Source organism: Paludibaculum fermentans, assembly GCF_051172195.1.
Taxonomy (GTDB): Bacteria; Acidobacteriota; Terriglobia; order Bryobacterales; family Bryobacteraceae; genus Paludibaculum; species Paludibaculum fermentans_A.
This window is the reverse complement of sequence record NZ_JBPJAQ010000002.1, coordinates 98,035-117,062: the sequence shown is the minus strand read 5'-3', so window position 1 is coordinate 117,062 and position 19,028 is coordinate 98,035. Positions and strand designations below refer to the sequence as shown.

The 19,028-nt window shown below is 62.8% G+C and carries 15 protein-coding genes; 8 read left to right on the top strand and 7 right to left on the bottom strand.

Annotated features, from left to right (window positions below; genetic code table 11):
• Nucleotides 1–12: 12 nt before the first annotated feature.
• The 6 genes from ACR9Y2_RS27245 to ACR9Y2_RS27220 form a co-directional block, all read right to left on the bottom strand.
• Nucleotides 13–1,332, bottom strand: coding sequence for a Gfo/Idh/MocA family protein (locus ACR9Y2_RS27245; protein ID WP_435045027.1), 1,320 nt, complete (start codon nucleotides 1,330–1,332; stop codon nucleotides 13–15).
• Nucleotides 1,333–1,425: 93 nt separating this feature from the next.
• On the bottom strand, nucleotides 1,426–2,772 hold the full coding sequence (locus ACR9Y2_RS27240) for an FAD-binding protein (RefSeq protein ID WP_435045026.1): 1,347 nt from the start codon (nucleotides 2,770–2,772) through the stop codon (nucleotides 1,426–1,428).
• Nucleotides 2,773–2,873: 101 nt separating this feature from the next.
• A complete protein-coding gene (locus ACR9Y2_RS27235) occupies nucleotides 2,874–3,500 on the bottom strand; it encodes a hypothetical protein (protein WP_435045025.1) in 627 nt (208 codons plus the stop codon).
• 70 nt (nucleotides 3,501–3,570) lie between these two features.
• Nucleotides 3,571–4,884 (bottom strand): DUF5621 domain-containing protein, encoded by a 1,314-nt coding sequence (locus tag ACR9Y2_RS27230; protein WP_435045024.1) that lies wholly within the window; start codon nucleotides 4,882–4,884, stop codon nucleotides 3,571–3,573.
• 103 nt (nucleotides 4,885–4,987) lie between these two features.
• Nucleotides 4,988–6,166, bottom strand: coding sequence for an ROK family transcriptional regulator (locus ACR9Y2_RS27225; RefSeq protein ID WP_435045023.1), 1,179 nt, complete (start codon nucleotides 6,164–6,166; stop codon nucleotides 4,988–4,990).
• 295 nt (nucleotides 6,167–6,461) lie between these two features.
• A complete protein-coding gene (locus ACR9Y2_RS27220) occupies nucleotides 6,462–8,234 on the bottom strand; it encodes an alpha-L-fucosidase (protein ID WP_435045022.1) in 1,773 nt (590 codons plus the stop codon).
• A 100-nt stretch (nucleotides 8,235–8,334) separates the two neighbouring features.
• On the opposite strand from ACR9Y2_RS27220, the gene ACR9Y2_RS27215 reads away from it, so the two are divergent.
• From ACR9Y2_RS27215 to rpoD, 7 genes are all read left to right on the top strand, one after another.
• Nucleotides 8,335–9,204, top strand: a complete 870-nt coding sequence (locus tag ACR9Y2_RS27215) for a hypothetical protein (protein ID WP_435045021.1) — start codon at nucleotides 8,335–8,337, stop codon at nucleotides 9,202–9,204.
• Nucleotides 9,205–9,261: 57 nt separating this feature from the next.
• Complete coding sequence (locus tag ACR9Y2_RS27210; protein WP_435045020.1) at nucleotides 9,262–10,803, top strand: hypothetical protein; 1,542 nt, start codon at nucleotides 9,262–9,264, stop codon at nucleotides 10,801–10,803.
• A 64-nt stretch (nucleotides 10,804–10,867) separates the two neighbouring features.
• Nucleotides 10,868–11,938 (top strand): NAD-dependent epimerase/dehydratase family protein, encoded by a 1,071-nt coding sequence (locus ACR9Y2_RS27205; protein WP_435045019.1) that lies wholly within the window; start codon nucleotides 10,868–10,870, stop codon nucleotides 11,936–11,938.
• The gene (locus tag ACR9Y2_RS27200) at nucleotides 11,935–13,002 is read left to right on the top strand and encodes an NAD-dependent epimerase/dehydratase family protein (protein WP_435045018.1); all 1,068 of its coding nucleotides are present in this window, start codon (nucleotides 11,935–11,937) and stop codon (nucleotides 13,000–13,002) included. The genes ACR9Y2_RS27205 and ACR9Y2_RS27200 overlap by 4 nt, the downstream gene beginning before the upstream one ends.
• Nucleotides 12,999–13,766 (top strand): glycosyltransferase family 2 protein, encoded by a 768-nt coding sequence (locus tag ACR9Y2_RS27195; protein ID WP_435045017.1) that lies wholly within the window; start codon nucleotides 12,999–13,001, stop codon nucleotides 13,764–13,766. The genes ACR9Y2_RS27200 and ACR9Y2_RS27195 overlap by 4 nt, the downstream gene beginning before the upstream one ends.
• A gap of 25 nt (nucleotides 13,767–13,791) precedes the next feature.
• The gene (gene dnaG, locus ACR9Y2_RS27190; protein WP_435045016.1) at nucleotides 13,792–15,540 is read left to right on the top strand and encodes a DNA primase; all 1,749 of its coding nucleotides are present in this window, start codon (nucleotides 13,792–13,794) and stop codon (nucleotides 15,538–15,540) included.
• An 80-nt stretch (nucleotides 15,541–15,620) separates the two neighbouring features.
• On the top strand, nucleotides 15,621–17,306 hold the full coding sequence (gene rpoD / locus ACR9Y2_RS27185) for an RNA polymerase sigma factor RpoD (protein ID WP_435045015.1): 1,686 nt from the start codon (nucleotides 15,621–15,623) through the stop codon (nucleotides 17,304–17,306).
• A 3-nt stretch (nucleotides 17,307–17,309) separates the two neighbouring features.
• Here the strand turns inward: rpoD and ACR9Y2_RS27180 are convergent, their stop codons facing one another.
• A complete protein-coding gene (locus ACR9Y2_RS27180) occupies nucleotides 17,310–17,903 on the bottom strand; it encodes a hypothetical protein (protein WP_435045014.1) in 594 nt (197 codons plus the stop codon).
• A 17-nt stretch (nucleotides 17,904–17,920) separates the two neighbouring features.
• Between ACR9Y2_RS27180 and ACR9Y2_RS27175 the strand changes: the two genes are divergently transcribed.
• The gene (locus ACR9Y2_RS27175; protein ID WP_435045013.1) at nucleotides 17,921–19,027 is read left to right on the top strand and encodes a mandelate racemase/muconate lactonizing enzyme family protein; all 1,107 of its coding nucleotides are present in this window, start codon (nucleotides 17,921–17,923) and stop codon (nucleotides 19,025–19,027) included.
• The last annotated feature ends 1 nt before the right edge of the window (nucleotide 19,028 follow it).

The following is a 19,028-nucleotide window of genomic DNA, read 5'->3' as shown; positions in this document are numbered from 1 at the left end:
CTCGACGTCAGTTTAGACGACCAGCTTCCACGGATCCCGGTAATTCTCCACCAGGGCCGGCTTCACAGCATCCTGCTTCACCGTCCACGCCTTCTCGTCCCAATCAAGCCATGTCTTGTGACGCATGGAGAGGTTCGCCAGGATGCACGTGGCCGACGAACGCACGCACGTTTCAATATCGCTAGTGGGCCGCTTCCGCGACTTGATGCATTCCATGAAATTGCGCCAGTGCGGCACGTTCATCTGGCTCATCTCTTTGTCTTTTTCCCAGGTCTGCGGCTCCATCTTCGACTTGTTGTTCGGAATCAGCCAGCAGCCCGACCGGTTCACCATCAGGCTCGCTTCGGTCCCATGAATCGTTGTCGCCGCGCCCTGCGTCGTCCCAAACATCGGCAACGGATTGCAGGTCCGGCTCTCGTACGAGCTCAGGAACTTCGGATAGCGGAAAGTGGCCAGCATCGTGTCCGGCGTCTGGACGTTGTCCTTCACATAGAACTTCTCGCCCATCGCCGACACGGAGAGCGGCATCACCTCGTCGAAGCATTGGTGCAGCGGGTCGATCAGGTGCACGCCCCAGTCCGTCATCGCGCCGCCGGCGTAGTCCCAAAAGTATCGGAACGTGGGAAACGTGGTAGTCTTCACGCCCCAGCGGTTGGGATTGAACGGAACCTTGGGAGCCGGTCCAAGCCACATATCCCAATTCAGGTCGGCCGGCGGAGTCGTATCGCCAGGATCGCCGAATCCAGCTTCCTTCGTCAGCCCGGTCTGGTACGCATGGCAGAAGGTGATCTCACCCAGGATGCCGCTCTTCACCAGTTCCGCTGCCTTCTGGAAATACCCGCCGGAGCGCTGCATCGTCCCGGCCTGCACCACGCGGTCGTACTTGCGCGCCGCCTGCACCATCTTGCGGCCTTCATTGATGTACGTGCAGGCAGGCTTCTCGACATACACGTCCTTGCCTGCCTTGCAGCCCTCTACCGTCATGTAGGCATGCCAGTGGTCCGGCGTCGAGACGCAGATCGCATCGATCGATTTATCCGCGATGATGTCGCGGAAATCCGTCACCGCCTTCACCTGTACACCCTTCTTGGCGGCCGCGGAAACGGCCCGCTCGAGGTGCGGCCCATAGATGTCGCAAACCGCCACGGGTTGCGCTTCCGGAACCTGCATCGCATACGAGAGGTTGCCCGAGCCCATCGCCCCGAGGCCGATAAAGCCTACTGCGACACGGTCATTGGCGCCGCGAACCCGGCCGGTGAACAGCGACGTGGTGAATGCGGCAGTGGCGCCGGTGAGAATGCTTCTACGTGGAATGGATGGTGTGTCTGGCATGGCAACTCCCGAATGGATGAATCGATCCTGCCTTATGATCATACGGCGATCCGTAGCCGCCGGAGTGGGCCACCCGCGGCGGTGCCCAGGCTGTCACCGGTTGAACAGGTTGGTGTCCAGAAAATCGTTGCGAAACTTCCCCGTGGGGTCGTACTTGGCGGCCAGCGCCAGGAACTGCGGCAGTTTCTCATACCGCGAACGCAGCGGTGCCGGCGCGATCGTGAACAGCTTGCCCCAGTGCGGCCGGTATTGGAACGCCGAAAGCTCTTTCTCAATCACCGGCAGCACACGCTGCACCGCGGGCCAATCCGGCTTCCAGGTGAAATGGATCGCCACGCTGGGCTGCTGATAGCTGGCGCTCATCCAAAGATCGTCCGCCGCAATCGTACGGATCTCCGAGATCAGAAGATGGGGTGTAATCTGGTCGCGCAGCCGCTCAACCGCCAAAATGGCGTCCACCGCATGCTTCCTGGGGACAAAGAACTCCGACTGCAGTTCCTTCCCCGCGCTCGGCGTGAACCCCATGCGGAAGTGCGGCAGCCTCTCGTACCAGGGACCCGGCACCCCCATCTGCTCCGTGCAGTTCACGGCGGAGAGCTCGGCAATCGGATGCAGGTTCTTCGTGGCGCGCTTCGCTCCGAACAACTCGGCCGGAGCCGCGAAGGCCGTCCCGTCCCCTACCCGGCTCTTGATCCAGACCTCGTTGATGCGCTGCTTCTGCCAGTCTGTAAACAGGCTCACGCTATAGCCGCTCGCCTGGATCACATCAAAATGATCCTTCATCTGCCCCAGGGGCAAGTTCTCATAGACCCACTGGCGCACCGTGAATTTGGGCTGGATGTCGAGCGTAATCCGCGTGATCACCCCCAGGGCCCCGAGTCCCACCACGGCGCCTCGAAACGTGTCGCCATCACTCTTTCGTGAGAGCTTCACAACATCGCCAGCCGCCGTAACGAACTCCAGCGCCGCGACCGCCGTAGCCAGATTCCCGTTCTTCTCACCTGACCCGTGGGTCCCTGTGCTGCAAGCCCCGGCAATCGAGATATGCGGCAGCGATGCCAGGTTGTGCAGCGCAAAGCCCTTGCTGTCGAGATACGGCCCCAGTTGCCCGTAGGTGATGCCTGCGTCCACCGTCACCGTGCGCGCATTGGCATCGATGGCGGCCACCTCGTGCATCGGCTTCAACGACAACAGGTTGTTCTTGCTGTCCGCAATGGAATTGAAGCAGTGCCGTGTGCCGAGGACCTTCAGCTTCTTCTGTGCCCGCACATACGACTTGACCTGATCAAGGGTCGAGACTTCCTGAAGCCGGTCCGTGCTGTACGTGAGATTCCCCGCCCAGTTGCCCAGCTTCTCGTTAGCCATCCAGGCCGACACCGGAGTGGTCACCGGAGCCGCCCCCGCGGCCGAAAGCAATTTGAGGAAAGTGCGCTTATCCACGGTCGCTCAGGATATCAGATAAAACTGGTATGGATTCAGGGAGCCAGCGAATACAGCAACTGGGCACCGGCGGGCAGCACTCTCGCTCCTTTATCCCCCGCTCACTCAACCGTCACTTCTTTCCGCTGGACCTTGCCTTCTTTATCCCGGATCTCCATCACCACCACGGCGCCGCTTGCCGCTACAGTGCATCGGCAAGTTACGGGGCTTATCTGCGTCAGCGAGTCATCGATGATCTCATCACTGAGCGAGTCGTCCGTCTCCCGCAGAAGCATCAGTCGCGTGGCAGGCAGAGAGTCGTCGATCGGATAGGCGCGGCAGATTAACCGCCTGTCCACCCGTTGCTCCCACTCAGGCACAACGGGGTCTCTGCTCAGAGTCAGCGAACTCCAAATGAACAGACAGGCCAGCCCCAGCCCTAACACCACAGGCGTGTGAATCAGCATCATCCATGCTGATCTCACGCGGAAGGAAAGGACCCAGGCGAAGGTGAGAAGACACACGGGCATTGCAAAGAGGGCCACCTGGTCGTGGCCGATAGCTATACCCGCACTGGCTACAGATAGATAGAACGCTACCAGTAGCACGATGGCAACCGTCCGGCCCGGACCGGGCTTCGATTTGGCAAAACCAAGGCGCCACGCGAGTACGATGGTCCCGGCAATTACAGCAAAAATCCCGGCTCTGACAAACCAGAAAAGCGCGTGCGCCACCCACGGTTTCAACATTTCTATCGAGTATAGATGGGTTGCTTCAATGCCCGGACGGCTCGCTGAACGATTCCGGCGAATCCGCCTCTCAGCACAGCATCCGCACCGCCGCCGTCACATTCGGAGGCGTCGGTACCGTCATCGCCCCCACCCCCGGCGCACACACCGTCCATACCGCGGGCGACCCCATGCCGCCCTTGCGCTCCACTGTGTACACCGCCGACAGCAGTTCGAACGAATCAGGATCCGTCTGGTACAATTGCTGCAGCTTCTGCGCCCAGCGGTCTGTAGCCAGAAAACTGGTCGTCGCCTTACCCAACGGATTAGGCACCGTATTCGTAAAGAAGTAGTTGTAGATTTCGGGATACGCCATCTGGAAGCACTCCCGGTGGTGCTCGTTCACAAAGAACTTCGCGTCAGCCGCAACGTATCCCTGCACATTCGTCTTGGCTGTCCTGTCCATCAGCCCACCCATCAGCGAGTTCTTGAAGCCCTTCCCGAGCTTCGCGTACTCCGACCGCTTCAACATCATCGCCGCATAATTCCGGCAGCAGTCGATCTGGGAAAGAATCGGTTCGTGGATCTTGAATTGCGACCCGCACACAGTGAGGAATCTGTATGCCAGATGACGTACCACCCGGGTCACCTCCGGCAGCCTCGAGCTCTTCAGCAGCACAGGCGTGTTGTGGACACCCGGAAAGGGCAGCATCGCCAGGTTCGTGATCATAGAGTTCTGGATCACCAACCGGCTCAGGTCCTGCGGCTTGAAGTCTCCGCGCATGTCATCCAGCGCCAGGATCCCGATATAGTTCTTCACATTGTCCGGGACAAAGTAAGTGTCCTGCAGCCTCGCTCCCGCATCCAGGCCGGCCACCGGATCGACCGCAAAGATGTTGATGTCGAAGCCGGGCCCCAGGAATTCCTTGATCCAGTTGGCCATCCGCAGGCAGGTCACCGCCCCACGGCTCCAGCCAATCATGTTGATGGTGCCTTGCAGGCCGGGGAAAACATCCCCGAGCACCGCGATGGCATGCCGGATATTGTCATCCCAACCGTGTCCGGTGATCGCCGCATTCGTCTTGCCCGTGCTGGAAGTCAGCCCCCGCAACACGCCATGCCCGGTGGGAGAGAACGTCCCCTGCCCCGTCGACACGTTCGAGAGAGTCTGCATCGGGGTGTTCGACCACGACGGCGATTGCCCCTTGGCTGATTTGTCTTTGGTAAAGGGATCAAACGTTCCGGGCATCGGGTTGGCAGTGGTGCCTTTTGAACCGACTCCGTCCGTGATCAGGAAGTCCCGATACTCCACACCATTCAGCATGACGCCAAAGTCGGCGACCAGTTCGCCCCTCTTCGAGCGGTCGAAATTGGTACCGCAATTCAGGATGGTGAAAACACTCATGCCCAGCCCCCTCCAGGTTTTTGGGATTTCGATTTCACCAAATATAGCAGGACTGGATGTGAGCCCGGCTACTTTCCAAACCGCGCCGTCAACCGGCTGCGGATCACCAGCCGATGCGTGGTTTTGCGAAGGCGTTATTCAATGCGAGCGAGATCGCGCCCTGCAGGTACAGGTCCTCTGGCGACAAATTCGCCGGTCGCACCCGGATCGCGATCTTCGAAGGCGCGAACTTGTTCTCAATCATCGGTCCAACCAGATCCCAGGCCGCGGTAATCTCGCCCGTAATCACGATCAGTTCCGGATTCAGCGCCAGCACGATGTTCGAAATTCCGATAGAAAGATAGCGTGCCGTCTCTTCCAGGGCGCGCATCGCGTCACCGGAACCATTCCGCGCCTCCGCCAGCAGCGTCGCCATGCTCGTCGAATCGAAAGGCTCTGCTCCGCGGTAACGCTGCCATGCCGCCTGGTCGCACACAAACAGTTCCCAGCAGCCCTGCCGGCCGCAACGGCAATTGGGTCCGTTCGGGTCGACAATCATATGCCCGAACTCCGCCGCGAACCGGCCGTCGTATCCGCGATACACTTCGCGCCCCAGGATCAGCCCGGCCCCGACTCCAATCGCGCCAATCTCCAGGAACACAAAATTCTGCAGTCCCGCAATCTCCTCCGCGCTCAGCCACAAATCGGCCAGCGCCCCGAGATTGCAGTCGTTGTCCGCGGTCACCGGAACACCCACGACCTCCTGGATCGCGGTCGCCAGCGGAAACCCGGCATACTCCGGCAGCGCCGGCAGCCACAACACTTCACCCGACTCCGCATTGATCAGCCCAGGCACACTCACACCCACATGCTGGAAAAACCCCGACGCCCCGTGAATCGACTTCGATGCCAGCATCCGGACAAATTTCTGCGGCGTCGAAGGTGTTGGAAACGTGATCACTTTCTGCGCCCGCCCGCTCAAGCCGGCATAGGCCAGCGAGGTAACACTGGCCCGGATGCTGATGCCCAGCACACGGAACCCGTCGTCATTCAACGAGAGATGGATGGGCACCCGTCCGCGCTTGCTGGGTTCGGCCTGCTTCTCCTTCACCATGCCCATCAACACCAGTTCGTCGACGATCTCACTGATATTGCTGCGGGAGATGCCGGTCTGCGCCGAAAGATCGGCACGCGAGATCGGCTGGTGCAGCCGGATCAGGTTCAGGATGATGCGCCGGTTCACGTCACGCACCGTGGACGGCGTGGCGGTCTGCACAAGCAATGCGGGGCTGGCGGGTTTCACGCGGGATTCCTCAACTCAACGATCAAACGGATTGTACTGTCTAGAAACTATAAGCAATCGCGCGTACGCTTTGCGCGCCGGTTCCGCCCGGCCGCACTCGGGATCCCCGTGCGGCGGCCCAGGTGTGACAATCCCCTGGCTCCCGCGCGATAGCGGTATTGGGGCGCTTTGCGCCCTGGCAAGTCTTCTCAATTCCAACAAATGGACCCCGTTCGAATAACTACTGATGTATCAGATTACTATCCCACGGCGCCACCCGTAGGGCCTTCTTTCGATCCGCCGCCAATCGCCGAACCTACTCCACCATGCGGTGCCCGGCCGGGCTCAGCTCCAGCGACTGGAAGAACATCAGGTTGTGACCAGTGTCCGCCGCTGGTTGCAGCTTCACGGTCAGCGGTCCCGTCTTCGGCAGCCGCACCCGCCCTAAATCAAACGTCTTGTACTCATAGCCTTCGCCCGTTACCGAAACCGTACCGCGCACCGTCTGCCCGCCGATGTTCACCACGAAACCGGCGCCCTTCGATTCCGCCCGCGCCGAGTAGCGGATGCGCACCTCATACTCGCCGCCCTGGCTTAACAGCAACTGCCACGCCGCCGAATCCGCCGGCCCCGTCCATTTGGCAATGTGGAACTTGCCGCTGCGGTTGAACCTCTTCACCGCTTTGCCGGTGGTCACCGCTTCCAGATAGTCGAGATCGAAACCGACATCGCTGCCCTGCACCACGATCGGCGCATTCGCGTGCGGAGGCCCGTCCAGCTCCAGCGCGATCACAGTATCGTTCTGATCCAGCGGCTTGGCGGGCAACGTCACCAGCGGAACCCCGCTCTCCCGGCTCAGCGCCAGCTTCTGCGACGGCGCCGCCAGCGGATAGGCCGCCTTCACCGCATTCGTCAATCCCTGCACCCGCAGGATGCCGTCGGCCGGCCAACTGAATACATGCAGGAACACCTTGTTCCCTTTCACCGTGCTCCGCCCCCAGGGTTGCGCCGGCAGCGGACTCGCCGCCGTCCCGTAGATGCTCTCCCCATTGGCCTGCATCCACGTCCCCACCGCCTTCAACGTAGCCACACTCGGCGCCGGAATCGTCCCGTCCGCCATCGGCCCGATGTTCAGCAGATAATTCCCGCCTTTGCCGACGATCTCCACCATCCGCCGGATCACTTCCCCCGGCGTCTTCCACTGCTGGTCAAACTTGCTATAGCCCCAGGTCGTGTTCAGAGTCTGCGGCGTCTCCCAGTCCTCCTGCAGTCCGCCATTCGGCATCCCGTTGTCATTCATGTTCTGGTAGTCGCCCATGAGATCGGCGCCGTAGTCGCCCACACGCCCGTTGATCAGGCACTTCGGCTGCAGCTCGTGCACGATGTCGATGAACTGCTGCGTATGTTGCGGAGTGTCCATCCCGCGGTCAAACCACACCAGGTGGATCGGTCCGTACCGCGACAACAGCTCCCGCAGCTGCGGCTTCGACTTCTCCTCCAGATAACGCTCAAAATTCTTCTTCGACCGGTCGAAATCCCAGTTGTTCCCAAACCCGTCGGGATGATCCCAATCTTCCCGGTGCGAGTAGTACACCCCAAACCGGATCCCCGCCTTCTGGCACGCGGCGGATAACTCCTGCACGGGATCCCGATCGAACTTCGCCCAGTCCAGCAGGTTGTACTTCGAGACGCTCGAGCGGTACATCGCAAAACCATCGTGGTGCTTCGCAGTCAACACCAGGTACTTCATGCCCGTCGCCTTCGCCAGCGCGACCCACGCCTCCGCGTCAAACTTCACCGGCTTCATCCCGCGCGCGGTCTCCCGGTAATCGGCCACCGGGATGTTGAAGCGCTGCATGATCCACTCCGCCTCCGTGCCCACCGGCACCTGCTGGCCCTTCCATTCGCCGGCCAGGGCGGAGTAAGGCCCCCAGTGGATGAACATGCCGAACTTGTCGTGCCGGAACCATTCCATTCGTTCGTCATGCGTAGGCTGCGCCTTCGACTGGGCGGCGGCGGAAGCGGCGAGGCAGAGCAGAAGCACTGCGGCGCGTCCGGAGAGTGCTGGACCGGAAAGTCGTTTGGTCATTCGCGCACAGTATATCCGGCTCGAGGGCACCGCATGACGGCCGTTGACAACCTCGACACCGGGCCGTGCATTTCATAGCATGAGTGGATCGGAGGTCATCATGACATTTTGTACAGGCTGCGGATCGCCCGTAGAGGGGAACTTCTGCCAGAAGTGCGGCCAGGCCGCGGCTCAAACCGGCCAGGCCCCCGCGGGCTTCGGCTCCCAGAAGGCGCCGCTGCCGCAGGCAGGCTTCGGACAACAGCCCGCCCCACAGCCCGTCGGCTTCGGCCAGCAGGCCCCACCGCCGGCCGCAGGCGCTAAGAAAGGCATCGGACCGCTGGGCTGGGTGCTCATCGGCCTCGGCGGCTTCTGCCTCCTCATCGGCATCCTGGTCGTCGGCGCCGGCTTCTTCGTCGCCCACAAGGTCAAGGACGCCGGCTTCGATTCGGATCTGGCCCAGAGGAATCCCCAGCTCGCCGCCGCCAAAGTCATGGCCGCGCTCAATCCCGACGTCGAAGTCATCCGCGTCGACGACGAAAAAGGCGTCCTCACCATCCGCGAAAAGAAGACCGGCAAGACGATCACCATCAACGCGGATGACGTCAAGAACGGCAAAATCACGTTTTCCGACGACAGCACAGGCGACAAGGTCTCCTTCGGCGCCGGCACGGATATCAAACTGCCTTCCTGGGTCCCCGAATATCCCGGATCGAAACCGGAAGGCACCATCTCCGCCAGCGGGCACAACGGGGAAGGCGGCATGGCCCACTTCACCACCAGCGACTCCGTCTCGAAAGTGCTCAGCTTCTATAACGAGGAACTGAAAGGCGCCGGCTTCAAAATCACCTCCAACATCAGTGGAGATTCCGGCGACTCCAAAGGCGGCCTGGTCACTGCCGAAAACTCCGATTCGAAACACACCGTCATGGTCACCGTAGGCAACAGCGACAAAGGCACCGAAGTCTCCATCACCTACGGCCACAAGTAGTCTCTCTCTCCTCCCTCAGTTGCCCTGGGGCACCGCGCCGCTTTACATTGGTGCGCGGTGCCCCAGGCGTCCCATAACTGGATTCGACGGCTCATTCTGGAAGGTCCGGCCGAACCCGGCCCGTGGACCGCACGCTCTACCCTCGGCCTCGTCCTCCTCATCACCGCCGCCCTCAGCCTCTGGGAGGCAACCGTCAAACCGTTCTGGTTCGACGAGATCCTCACCCTCCAGGTCAGCCGCCTGCCCACGCCGGAATCCCGCTGGCAGGCACTCTATGAAGGCTGCGACGGCATGCCGCCCGGCTACTACCGGATCAACGCCATCATCGCCGCCCTCCCCCTGGAGGATCACATCCGCTGGCGTGCCCCCGAGTTGCTCGGCTGGCTGCTGGCCCTCGTCGGCGTCTACCTCTTCGTATGCCCCGTGAACGGCCGCGCCGCCGGCGTCGCCGCCGCGCTGCTCCTGTCCCTCACCCCTGTCTCGGCCTACGCCTGGGAAGCCCGCCCCTACGCCCTCCTCGTCGGCGTCCTGGCCCTGGCCGCCGCCTGCTGGCAGCGCATAGCACGCCACTGGCTCTGGACCCTCGCCCTCGCGCTTCTACTAATCCTCGCCACCAACCTCCACTACCTCGCCCCCCTCTCCGTACTCTGCTTCGCCCTGGCCGAGGCCGCGCTCAGCCTCGCCAATCGCCGCTGGCGCTGGTCCGTCTGGGCCGCCTTCACCGCCGCCGCCATCCCCACCTTCTTCGCCCTGCCCCTGCTGCTGCGCATGAAACAGGACTTCGCCGCTCACTTCTGGGCCCGGCCCGAGATCGGCGGACTGCCCTACTACTACGGCAACCTGCTCGGCTTCCCTCTCGCGCTGTCCCTCGTTTTCCTCGCCTTCGGCTTTCTCTATCTCCTGCGTTCCATCCTCCACCAGCCTCCGGCCAGCGCCCGCTGGCAGGCACAGGTCCTGGCCCTCAGCCTCCTCTGCCTCCCCATCATCAGCCTGGTCTTTACCCTCGCCACCAACGGCGGCTTCAACGAACGCTACACCATGCCTGTAGTCATTGGCTACGCCGCTGCCATCCCCCTGCTCCTCGAATGGAAACCGGGCGGCATGCCGCGTGCGTTCACCCTCAGCCTCCTCGTCGCGTTTCTCGTCCTCTCGGGCCGCCAGGCCTTGAGCCTGAGGACCGAGTCGGCAGCCGTGCTCGATGGCGAATCCAGCCCGGCCCTCCAGGCCCTGCGCTCGTCTCCGGCAGAACTGCTAATCGTCACCAATCCGCTCGAATTCCTCCCCGCCTGGTACTACGCCAAACCAGCCGAACGCACGCGGCTCACCTTCGTCGGCGATCTCGAAGCGGCCAACCGCCTCGGCACCACCGACGGAGCCGTCCGGCTCCTCCTCGCCCTGGCCAAATTCCATCCCGTACCGGTCAGCACACTCGACCAGTTCCTGCCCGGCCGCCGCGACTTCCTCCTGTTCACCCGAGGCCCGGCCCACCTCAACTGGCAAGTCCTTCGATTAAAAGAACTTCGCTGGCGCCTTCAACCCCTGGATGCGGTCGCCGGAGGCCAGCTCTACCGCGCCTTCGCTCCGCCCCCCGGTTCGTAGCATCATGAAAGAGGCGGCTTACGCCGATGGAACAGGTGCGCGCCATTTGAGGAGGCAATCGGATATGAGTCAACCTTGCGTACTCGTGACAGGCTCCTGCGGTCTGATCGGATCGGAAGTAGCCGTGTATTTCGCCAGACAGGGCTTCCATGTGGCCGGCATCGACAGCAACCATCGCGCCGTCTTCTTCGGGCCCGATGGCGACACCAGTTGGGTCCTCGGCCGTCTCAGGCAGGAGATCCCCGGCTACCGCCACGAGGCGCTCGATATCCGCGATCGCGACCGGCTCCTCGCCTTCATGGGCGAACTCCGCCCCAACCTCATCATTCATACCGCCGCCCAGCCCTCCCACGACCGCGCCGCCGCCATCCCCTTCCTTGATTTCGAAGTCAACGCCCTCGGCACCCTTCATATGCTCGAGGCGGCCCGCCAGCACTGCCCCGAGTCCCCCTTCATCCACATGTCCACCAATAAGGTGTACGGCGACCGGCCCAATACCATCGCCTTGAAGGAACTCGACACCCGCTGGGATTACGACGATCCCGCCTACGAACACGGCATCGCCGAGGACTTCTCCATCGACCAGAGCAAACATTCCCTCTTCGGAGCCTCCAAAGTAGCCGGCGACGTCATGGTCCAGGAGTACGGCCGCTACTTCGGCATGCCCACCTGCTGCCTGCGCGGCGGCTGCCTCACCGGACCCAATCACAGCGGTGTCGAACTCCACGGCTTCCTCAGCTACCTCGTCAAGTGCAACGTCGAGGAACGCGAATACCGCGTCTTCGGCTACAAGGGCAAACAGGTGCGCGACAACATCCACTCCGAGGACGTCGCCCGCTTCATGTACGAATTCTGGAAAGCGCCCCGCATCGCCGAGGTCTACAACCTGGGCGGCGGCAAGGACAACGCCTGCTCCGTCATCGAGGCGTTCCAGCTCGCCGAACAGGTCACCGCCAAGCCCATGCACTGGCGCTATGTCGACGAGAACCGCATCGGCGATCACATCTGCTACTACAGCGACCTTCGCAAGATGCAGGCACACTATCCGGCCTGGAACATCAGCAAACCGCTCCTCACCATCTTTGAGGAGATCGCGGGAAGCTGGATGCAGAGGCTCAAAACCGCGGCAATATGAAGATCCTGATCACAGGCATCTGCGGCTTCGTCGGCAGTACCCTCGCGCGCTCGCTGCTGGCCCGCTCCGAAGGGCTCCAGATCCTCGGCATCGACAACCTGATGCGCCCTGGCGCCGAAACCAATCGCCAGGCCCTTAAGAGCCTTGGCGTCGAGTTCTTTCACGGCGACATCCGTTCCGCCAGCGACCTGGCTTCCCTGCCGGCCTCCGACTGGATCATCGATGCCGCCGCCAATCCCAGCGTCCTGGCCGGCGTAGCGGGCGGAGGCAGCAGCCGCCAGCTCTTCGAACACAACCTGGCCAGCCTCGGCAATGTCCTCGAGTACGCCAAAACCCACCACGCCGGGGTCCTCCTGCTCAGCACCAGCCGCGTCTATTCCATCCCCGCCCTCGCCAGCCTGCCCCTGCACCTGGCCGGTGACGCCTTCGTCCTCGACGACACCCAACCCCTGCCGGCCGGCGTCACCCCGGATGGCATCGGCACGGAGTTCTCCACCGCCGCGCCTATCTCCCTCTACGGCGCCACCAAACTCGCCTCGGAGGTCATGGCCCTGGAGTATGGCGCTGCCTTCGACTTTCCCGTCTGGATCACCCGCTGCGGCGTCCTCGCCGGGGCCGGCCAGTTCGGCACCCCCGACCAGGGCATCTTCGCCTATTGGATCAATGCCCATCTCCGCCGCCGCCCCCTCCGCTACATCGGCTTCGAAGGACTCGGCCGCCAGGTGCGCGACGCGTTCCACCCCTCCGACCTGGCAACCCTCCTGCTCGCCCAGATCCGTACCACCCGCGACGGCGGCCAGCGAATCTACACCGCCGGCGGCGGCCCGCGCAACGCCTGGTCGCTGGCCCACCTAAACGCCTGGTGCGATGCCCGCTCCGGAGTCCATACCCCTGCCTCCGACCCACGCCCCCGCCCCTATGACATACCGTGGGTGGTCATGAACAACACCGGCGTCCAGGGCGATTTCGGATGGACCCCCGCCATGGGCCTCGACACCATCGCCGAAGAGATCGCTGAGCACGCGGAACTGCACCCCCATTGGCTGGAATTGAGCGGCCTATGAAAACGCCCGCGCCGGAGAAGCATCCGCCCCTCCAGTTGCTGTCCGTCGTCATTCCTGCCCACAACGAGGAAGGCTGCGTCGCCCTCACCGTCGAACACCTCCACGTCGAACTGCGCGGCCGCGGAATCCCCCACGAAATCGTGGTCGTGGACGACGGCTCCACCGATACCACCTGGAGCGTGCTGCAGGGCCTCATGCCCCGCATCGCCGAATTGCATCCCGTTCAGAACAATGGCGAACACGGCTTCGGACGCGCCATCACTTTCGGCTTCGACCATATCCAGGGCGACTGTGTCGTCGTCATGATGGCCGATGAATCCGACGACGCCCGCGACGTCGTCCAATACTGGCAACTCCTCAATGAAGGCTGGGATGCCGTCTTCGGCTCGCGCTTCGTGCGCGGCGGCGTCGTCATCGATTACCCCTGGCTGAAGCTGTCCATCAACCGCATGGCCAACTTCTTCATCCGCATCCTGTTCAACATTCCCCTCAACGACACCACCAACGCCTTCAAGGCCTACCGCCGCGAGGTGATCGAAGGCTGCCGCCCCTTCCTGTCACCCCACTTCAACCTCACCGTCGAACTGCCCCTCAAGACCATCGTCCGCGGCTACTCCTGGACCGTCATGCCCATCTCCTGGCGCAACCGCCGCTTCGGCGAGTCCAAGCTCAAAATCAAGGAGATGGGCAGCCGCTACCTCTTCATCGCCCTCTACTGCTGGCTGGAAAAGTACTTCAGCCGCGGAGATTACCGCGCGCGATAATGGAAGCACCGTTCAGTCTCGTACCGTGAACAAAGAACTCGTCGATCAGGTGAAGTCGGCAGTAGACATCGTTCAGGTGGTGCGCGAATATGTGCCCAGCCTGAAACGCAGTGGCGCGGGCACCCGCTACATCGGCCTCTGCCCCTTCCATACGGAGAAGACCCCCTCCTTCTCGGTCCACGGCACTCACCAGTTCTACAAGTGCTTCGGCTGTGGCGCCGGCGGCGACGTCTTCAAGTTTGTCCAGGAGATGGAACGCCTTACCTTCTGGGAATCCCTCAAGTACCTGGCCGAGCGCAACGGCATCCCCCTGCCCAAACGCTCTGACCTGGCCGACGAAGAGGCCAAGAAGCGCGGCGCGGTCTATGAGATGAACGAGATCGCCGTCAAGGTCTATCAGGACCTGCTCTTCTCTCCAGCCGGGCAGGAGGCGCGCGCCTACCTCAAACACCGCGGCCTGTCCCAAGCTATCGCCGAAGAGTTCAACCTCGGCCTGTCTGAGCGCGGCGGCCAGATGTTGGTGAAGATCTTCGAAAAACAGGGCTTCACCCACGCCGAAATGGAATCCAGCGGCCTCATCCGCCTGCGCAACGAGGGCACCGGCCACTACGACGTCTTCCGCGGCCGGCTCATGTTCCCCATCCACTCTGAAACCGGCAAAGTCATCGGCTTCGGGGCCCGAGCCCTGGCCGACGGAGACGAACCCAAGTACCTCAATTCCGGCGACTCGGACGTCTATCAGAAGCGCAGCGTGCTCTACAACCTCAACCGCGCGCGCAAACCCATACAGGATGCCGGGTTCAGCATTCTGGTAGAAGGGTATATGGACGTGATCGGAGTGTATGCGGCCGGAGTGCGCAACGTCGTCGCCTCCTGCGGTACCGCGCTCACCAATTTCCAGGTGCGCAGCCTCCGCCGCCACGGCGGAGAAGTGGTCCTCAACTTCGACCCCGACAACGCCGGAGCCAACGCCGCCGAAAAGTCCATCCCCATCCTCCTCGAGGAGGGCGTCCGCCTCCGCGTCCTCTCGCTCACCGGCGGACTCGATCCTGACGAATACATCAAGGCCAACGGCGCCGGAGCATACACAGATGCCCTGCGCCACGCGCGCGGCTACTTCCACTGGCTGGCCGATCGCGCCCGCACCCGCCTCGACCTCCACACCCCCGAGGGCCGCGTCGCCGCCTTCCAGTTCCTGTTGCCCGCCATCCAGAAAATGCCCGACAAGCTCGACCGCCTCGCCGTCGCCAACGATGTCGCCGAGTACCTCAAAATGGAACCCGGCATCGTTCTGGACGAATTCCGTAAGGCGGCAGCCGAAAAGCGCGGCAGGGTGACCAGGCGCGAGGAGAATACCCCCGACGCCAACGAAGTCCTCCTCCTTCACGCCCTGCTCGACAACTCCGAAGCCCGCGCCGAGATCGTCCCCGTGCTGCGCGGCCTCTCCGTCGTAACAAAGTTCCGTTCGGCTCGTATATTCGAAGTGATTCTGCAGTTGGCCGAGGAAGGCGAGACGCCCTCCTACTCGTCCGTCGAAGCCCGCTTGAGCGAACCTGACAAAGCTCTATTGGTATCGCTCGTGTTTGCCGATGATACCCTGAGCCAGAACTTCACCACGGAGCAGGCCATCGCCTGCGTGCGGCAACTGGCGTTCGGAGAACGTGATGTACATCTGGCCGATCTTCGGCAGCGCATCAAGGACGCTGAGAGATCGGGCAACATGGAGGAAGCCCTTCAGTTGATGGAAGAGCTCAATGCCCTGAAACGATCCTGACGCGCCCGGCACTATTCATCCGACGCGCTGTTGTACTATGAGTGAGAAGTATAGGCAAGGGGATTACTGGCGAGGTTTCCGTGGCAACGGAAGAACGATATAGCCGCTTTCAAAAACTCATCAGCATGGGCAAGGAAAAAGGCTACGTTCTCTACGATGACGTTTCCGAAGTCCTTCCCGAGGATCTGAACACGGGCCCCGAGCTCGAAGACCTCCTGGCTGGGCTCGACGAGGCTGGCGTCGACCTGCTGGAAGAGCCGAAGCTCGACCTGGACAAGAAGGGCGAAGACGCGGATGAATTCGCTGAAGCGGATCTCATCCAGGAAAGCTCTGAGAAGACAAACGACCCTGTTCGCATGTATTTGCGCGAAATGGGCACCGTTTCCCTGCTCACCCGCGAAGGCGAGATCGACCTGGCCCGCCGCATCGAACACGGCCAGAAAATGATCGTCCGCGCCCTGTCCCGCTCCCCGCTCGTCGTCCGCGAGGTGCTCGAAATCGCGCGCGAAGTCGAAGAGGGCAAACTCAGCCTGCGCGACGTTCTCTCCTTACCCGATCTACTGACTACAGATGAAGAGTTGGAGAAGTTCCGCGTCGATTTCCTCGCCGCCGTCGAAGAGATAGCCAAACAGCTCCGCAAGGCCCAGCAGACCAAGCTCAAATTGATCGCTACGCCGCGCGGCACCAAACCGAAGCAATATCGCGCCACCCGCTGGGCACTGGCCCGCTCGCTGGTCAAAATCTCGCGCGACATCCGGAAACTTCAGTTCAGCTCGACAATTTACCGGCACCTCTCCAGCCGGCTGCGCAGCGCCGTCGAACAGTTCCGCCCGCTGGAAAAGGAGATCGCCCGGCTGCAGCGGGCCATCGAGGACGCCCAGCGCCTCGACCCCAATCTGGTCAAGGACCACCGCAAGGACCTCAAAACCGCCAGCCAGAAGATCCAGGATCTCGAGCAGGACTTCGGAGCCTCGGCTACCGACCTGCGCCGCACACTCAGCATGGACGAGCACGGCGAGCAGGAAGCCGACGCCGCCAAGAAACAGCTCATCGAGGCCAATCTCCGGCTGGTCGTCTCCATCGCCAAGCGCTACACCAACCGCGGCCTGCAGTTCCTCGACCTCATCCAGGAAGGCAACATCGGCCTCATGAAGGCCGTCGACAAGTTCGACTACCAGCGCGGCTACAAGTTTTCCACCTACGCCACCTGGTGGGTGCGCCAGGCCATCACTCGCGCCATCGCCGACCAGGCCCGCACCATCCGCATCCCGGTGCATATGATCGAGACCATCAATAAGATGGTCCGCACCCAACGCCAGCTCCAGCAGGAACTCGGCCGTGAACCCACCACCGAGGAACTCGCCAAGCGGCTCGACCTCTCCGTACCCAAAGTGCGCAAGGTCCTCCGCATCGCCCAGGAACCCATTTCCCTCGAAACGCCCGTCGGCGAGGAAGAAGAGTCCCATCTGGGCGACTTCATCATCGACAAGCGCGTCGTGTCTCCGTCGGAAGCCGTGATCAACCTCAACCTGCGCGAGCAGACGGCCGAGGTCCTCAAGACCCTCAGCCCGCGCGAAGAGAAGATCATCAAGATGCGCTTCGGCCTGCAGGACGGCAGCGAGCATACTCTCGAAGAGGTCGGGCAGCACTTCGCCGTCACCCGCGAACGCATCCGCCAGATCGAAGCCAAGGCGCTGCGCAAGCTGCGCCACCCCAGCCGGAGTCACCGCCTCCGCGCGTTCCTCGAGCACGGCCCGCAGGACTAACGGCTAATAAGCGTCGCGGACAGAATCCCGGATCCGGGCCGGCACCAGGCTGGCCCACTCCTGCCGCGCCGCCATCCGCGCCCGCACCTCCGACGAAGACACCTCGTGCCACCCGTCGCCCAAGTGCAGGGCGTGCACTCGTGTCGCCAGCCCGGCCGGCGGTACATACTCCCCCTGCCGAGGCGCCACCAGCAGTTCATACTCCGCCAACTGCCGCTCAATCGAGTCGCTGGCGCCGTAGTCCCAACCCACAATCCGCTCCGCCGCATCCCGGCCGCACACCAGCAGCACGCGGCTGGCGTCCAAGGACTGCCGCGCCTCCCGCGCCATATCGATGAACAACCCGCCCTCGCTCCAGGCTACCGCCAGCCCCGGATGCTCGCCCGCCAGCGCCACCAGCCACTCCGCTCTGCGCTCCAGCGCCGCCCCGTCCGCAGCCTTGTGGGGGAAAGTCCGGGGCAGCACCAGCACCGCCTCTTCCGCCCACTCGAGCGCGGCTTCAGCCATCGCCAGATGAGCCAGCGTGGGCGGATTCCAGGCGCCGGGCAGCAGGGCCACCGTCTCTCTCTTGCGCCCGCCGCCCCACAGGAATTCCATGCCATCATCGTAGCGAGATGAAGATCCTCCAGGTTGATGCCATCGCAATTTCGATCCCCCTGCCCAAGCCCGTGGCCGACGCCGTGCGCCTCATCACACACCGCGATCACCTGATTGTCACCATCCTCACGGAGGATGGACTCTCCGGTACCGGCTTCACGCTCGGCTACGACGGCTCGAAGGCGATGGTCGAACTGGTGAACCAGATCTACCGCCCGCTCCTCCTCGGCGCCAACGCCTTCGACACCGAGTACCTGTGGGGCGAGATGTACCGCCAGTCGATCCAGGCCGGACGCCGCGGAGCCGCCCTCCGCACCATCAGCGCCATCGACATTGCCCTGTGGGACCTGCGCGGCAAAGCCGCCAAATTGCCGGTCATGGAACTGCTCGGCGTCCACTCCCGCAAGCTGCGCTGCTATGCCACCGGCGGCTACTACCGCGAAGGCCAGACCCTCGACGACCTCGTCCGCGAAACCTCAGCCGTGGTCGAACAGGGCTTCACGGCCCTGAAACTCAAGGTCGGAGGCCAGTCCTCGCGAGAGGACGCCAAACGGATCGGCGCGGTCCGCCGGGCGCTGGGCGATGACGTCGACATCCTGCTCGACGCCAACGGCGGCTGGAAGAGTGCGCCCGAAGCCATCGCCGCCATGGACCGACTGGAAGAGTTCGAGCCCTTCTGGATCGAAGAGCCCGTCCGCGCCGACAACCTGACCGCCATGGCGAAGATCGCTGAGGCCATCCGTACACCCGTCGCCACTGGCGAACTCGAGGCCACCCGCTGGGCCTTCGCCCAACTGGTCGAGACTCGCGCCGCCGAGATCCTTCAGCCCGACGTCACCGTCGTCGGCGGGGTCAGCGAATGGCTCAAGGTCGCCCACATGGCCGCCGCCCTGGACATCCCCATCGCCCCGCACTACAACTGGGACTTCCACAGCCAGCTCTGCGCCGCCATCCCGAACGCCATCTTCGTCGAGTACTTCCTGGCCGCCTCTGGGGTGAAGATGTTCGATAGCGTCCTGGCCAATCCCATGAAGCCGGTGGACGGCTACATGACCCCTCGCCAGCTCCCTGGCTTCGGCATCGAACTGATACCACAGGAGATCGAACGATATCGCGTCGCCTAGG

Coding starts and splice junctions, on each gene's coding strand:
- ACR9Y2_RS27245 (WP_435045027.1), bottom strand. CDS start 1,332: ATGCCAGACACACCATCCATTCCACGTAGAAGCATTCTCACCGGCGCC.
- ACR9Y2_RS27235 (WP_435045025.1), bottom strand. CDS start 3,500: ATGTTGAAACCGTGGGTGGCGCACGCGCTTTTCTGGTTTGTCAGAGCC.
- ACR9Y2_RS27230 (WP_435045024.1), bottom strand. CDS start 4,884: ATGAGTGTTTTCACCATCCTGAATTGCGGTACCAATTTCGACCGCTCG.
- ACR9Y2_RS27220 (WP_435045022.1), bottom strand. CDS start 8,234: ATGACCAAACGACTTTCCGGTCCAGCACTCTCCGGACGCGCCGCAGTG.
- ACR9Y2_RS27215 (WP_435045021.1), top strand. CDS start 8,335: ATGACATTTTGTACAGGCTGCGGATCGCCCGTAGAGGGGAACTTCTGC.
- ACR9Y2_RS27205 (WP_435045019.1), top strand. CDS start 10,868: ATGAGTCAACCTTGCGTACTCGTGACAGGCTCCTGCGGTCTGATCGGA.
- ACR9Y2_RS27200 (WP_435045018.1), top strand. CDS start 11,935: ATGAAGATCCTGATCACAGGCATCTGCGGCTTCGTCGGCAGTACCCTC.
- ACR9Y2_RS27195 (WP_435045017.1), top strand. CDS start 12,999: ATGAAAACGCCCGCGCCGGAGAAGCATCCGCCCCTCCAGTTGCTGTCC.
- ACR9Y2_RS27180 (WP_435045014.1), bottom strand. CDS start 17,903: ATGGAATTCCTGTGGGGCGGCGGGCGCAAGAGAGAGACGGTGGCCCTG.
- ACR9Y2_RS27175 (WP_435045013.1), top strand. CDS start 17,921: ATGAAGATCCTCCAGGTTGATGCCATCGCAATTTCGATCCCCCTGCCC.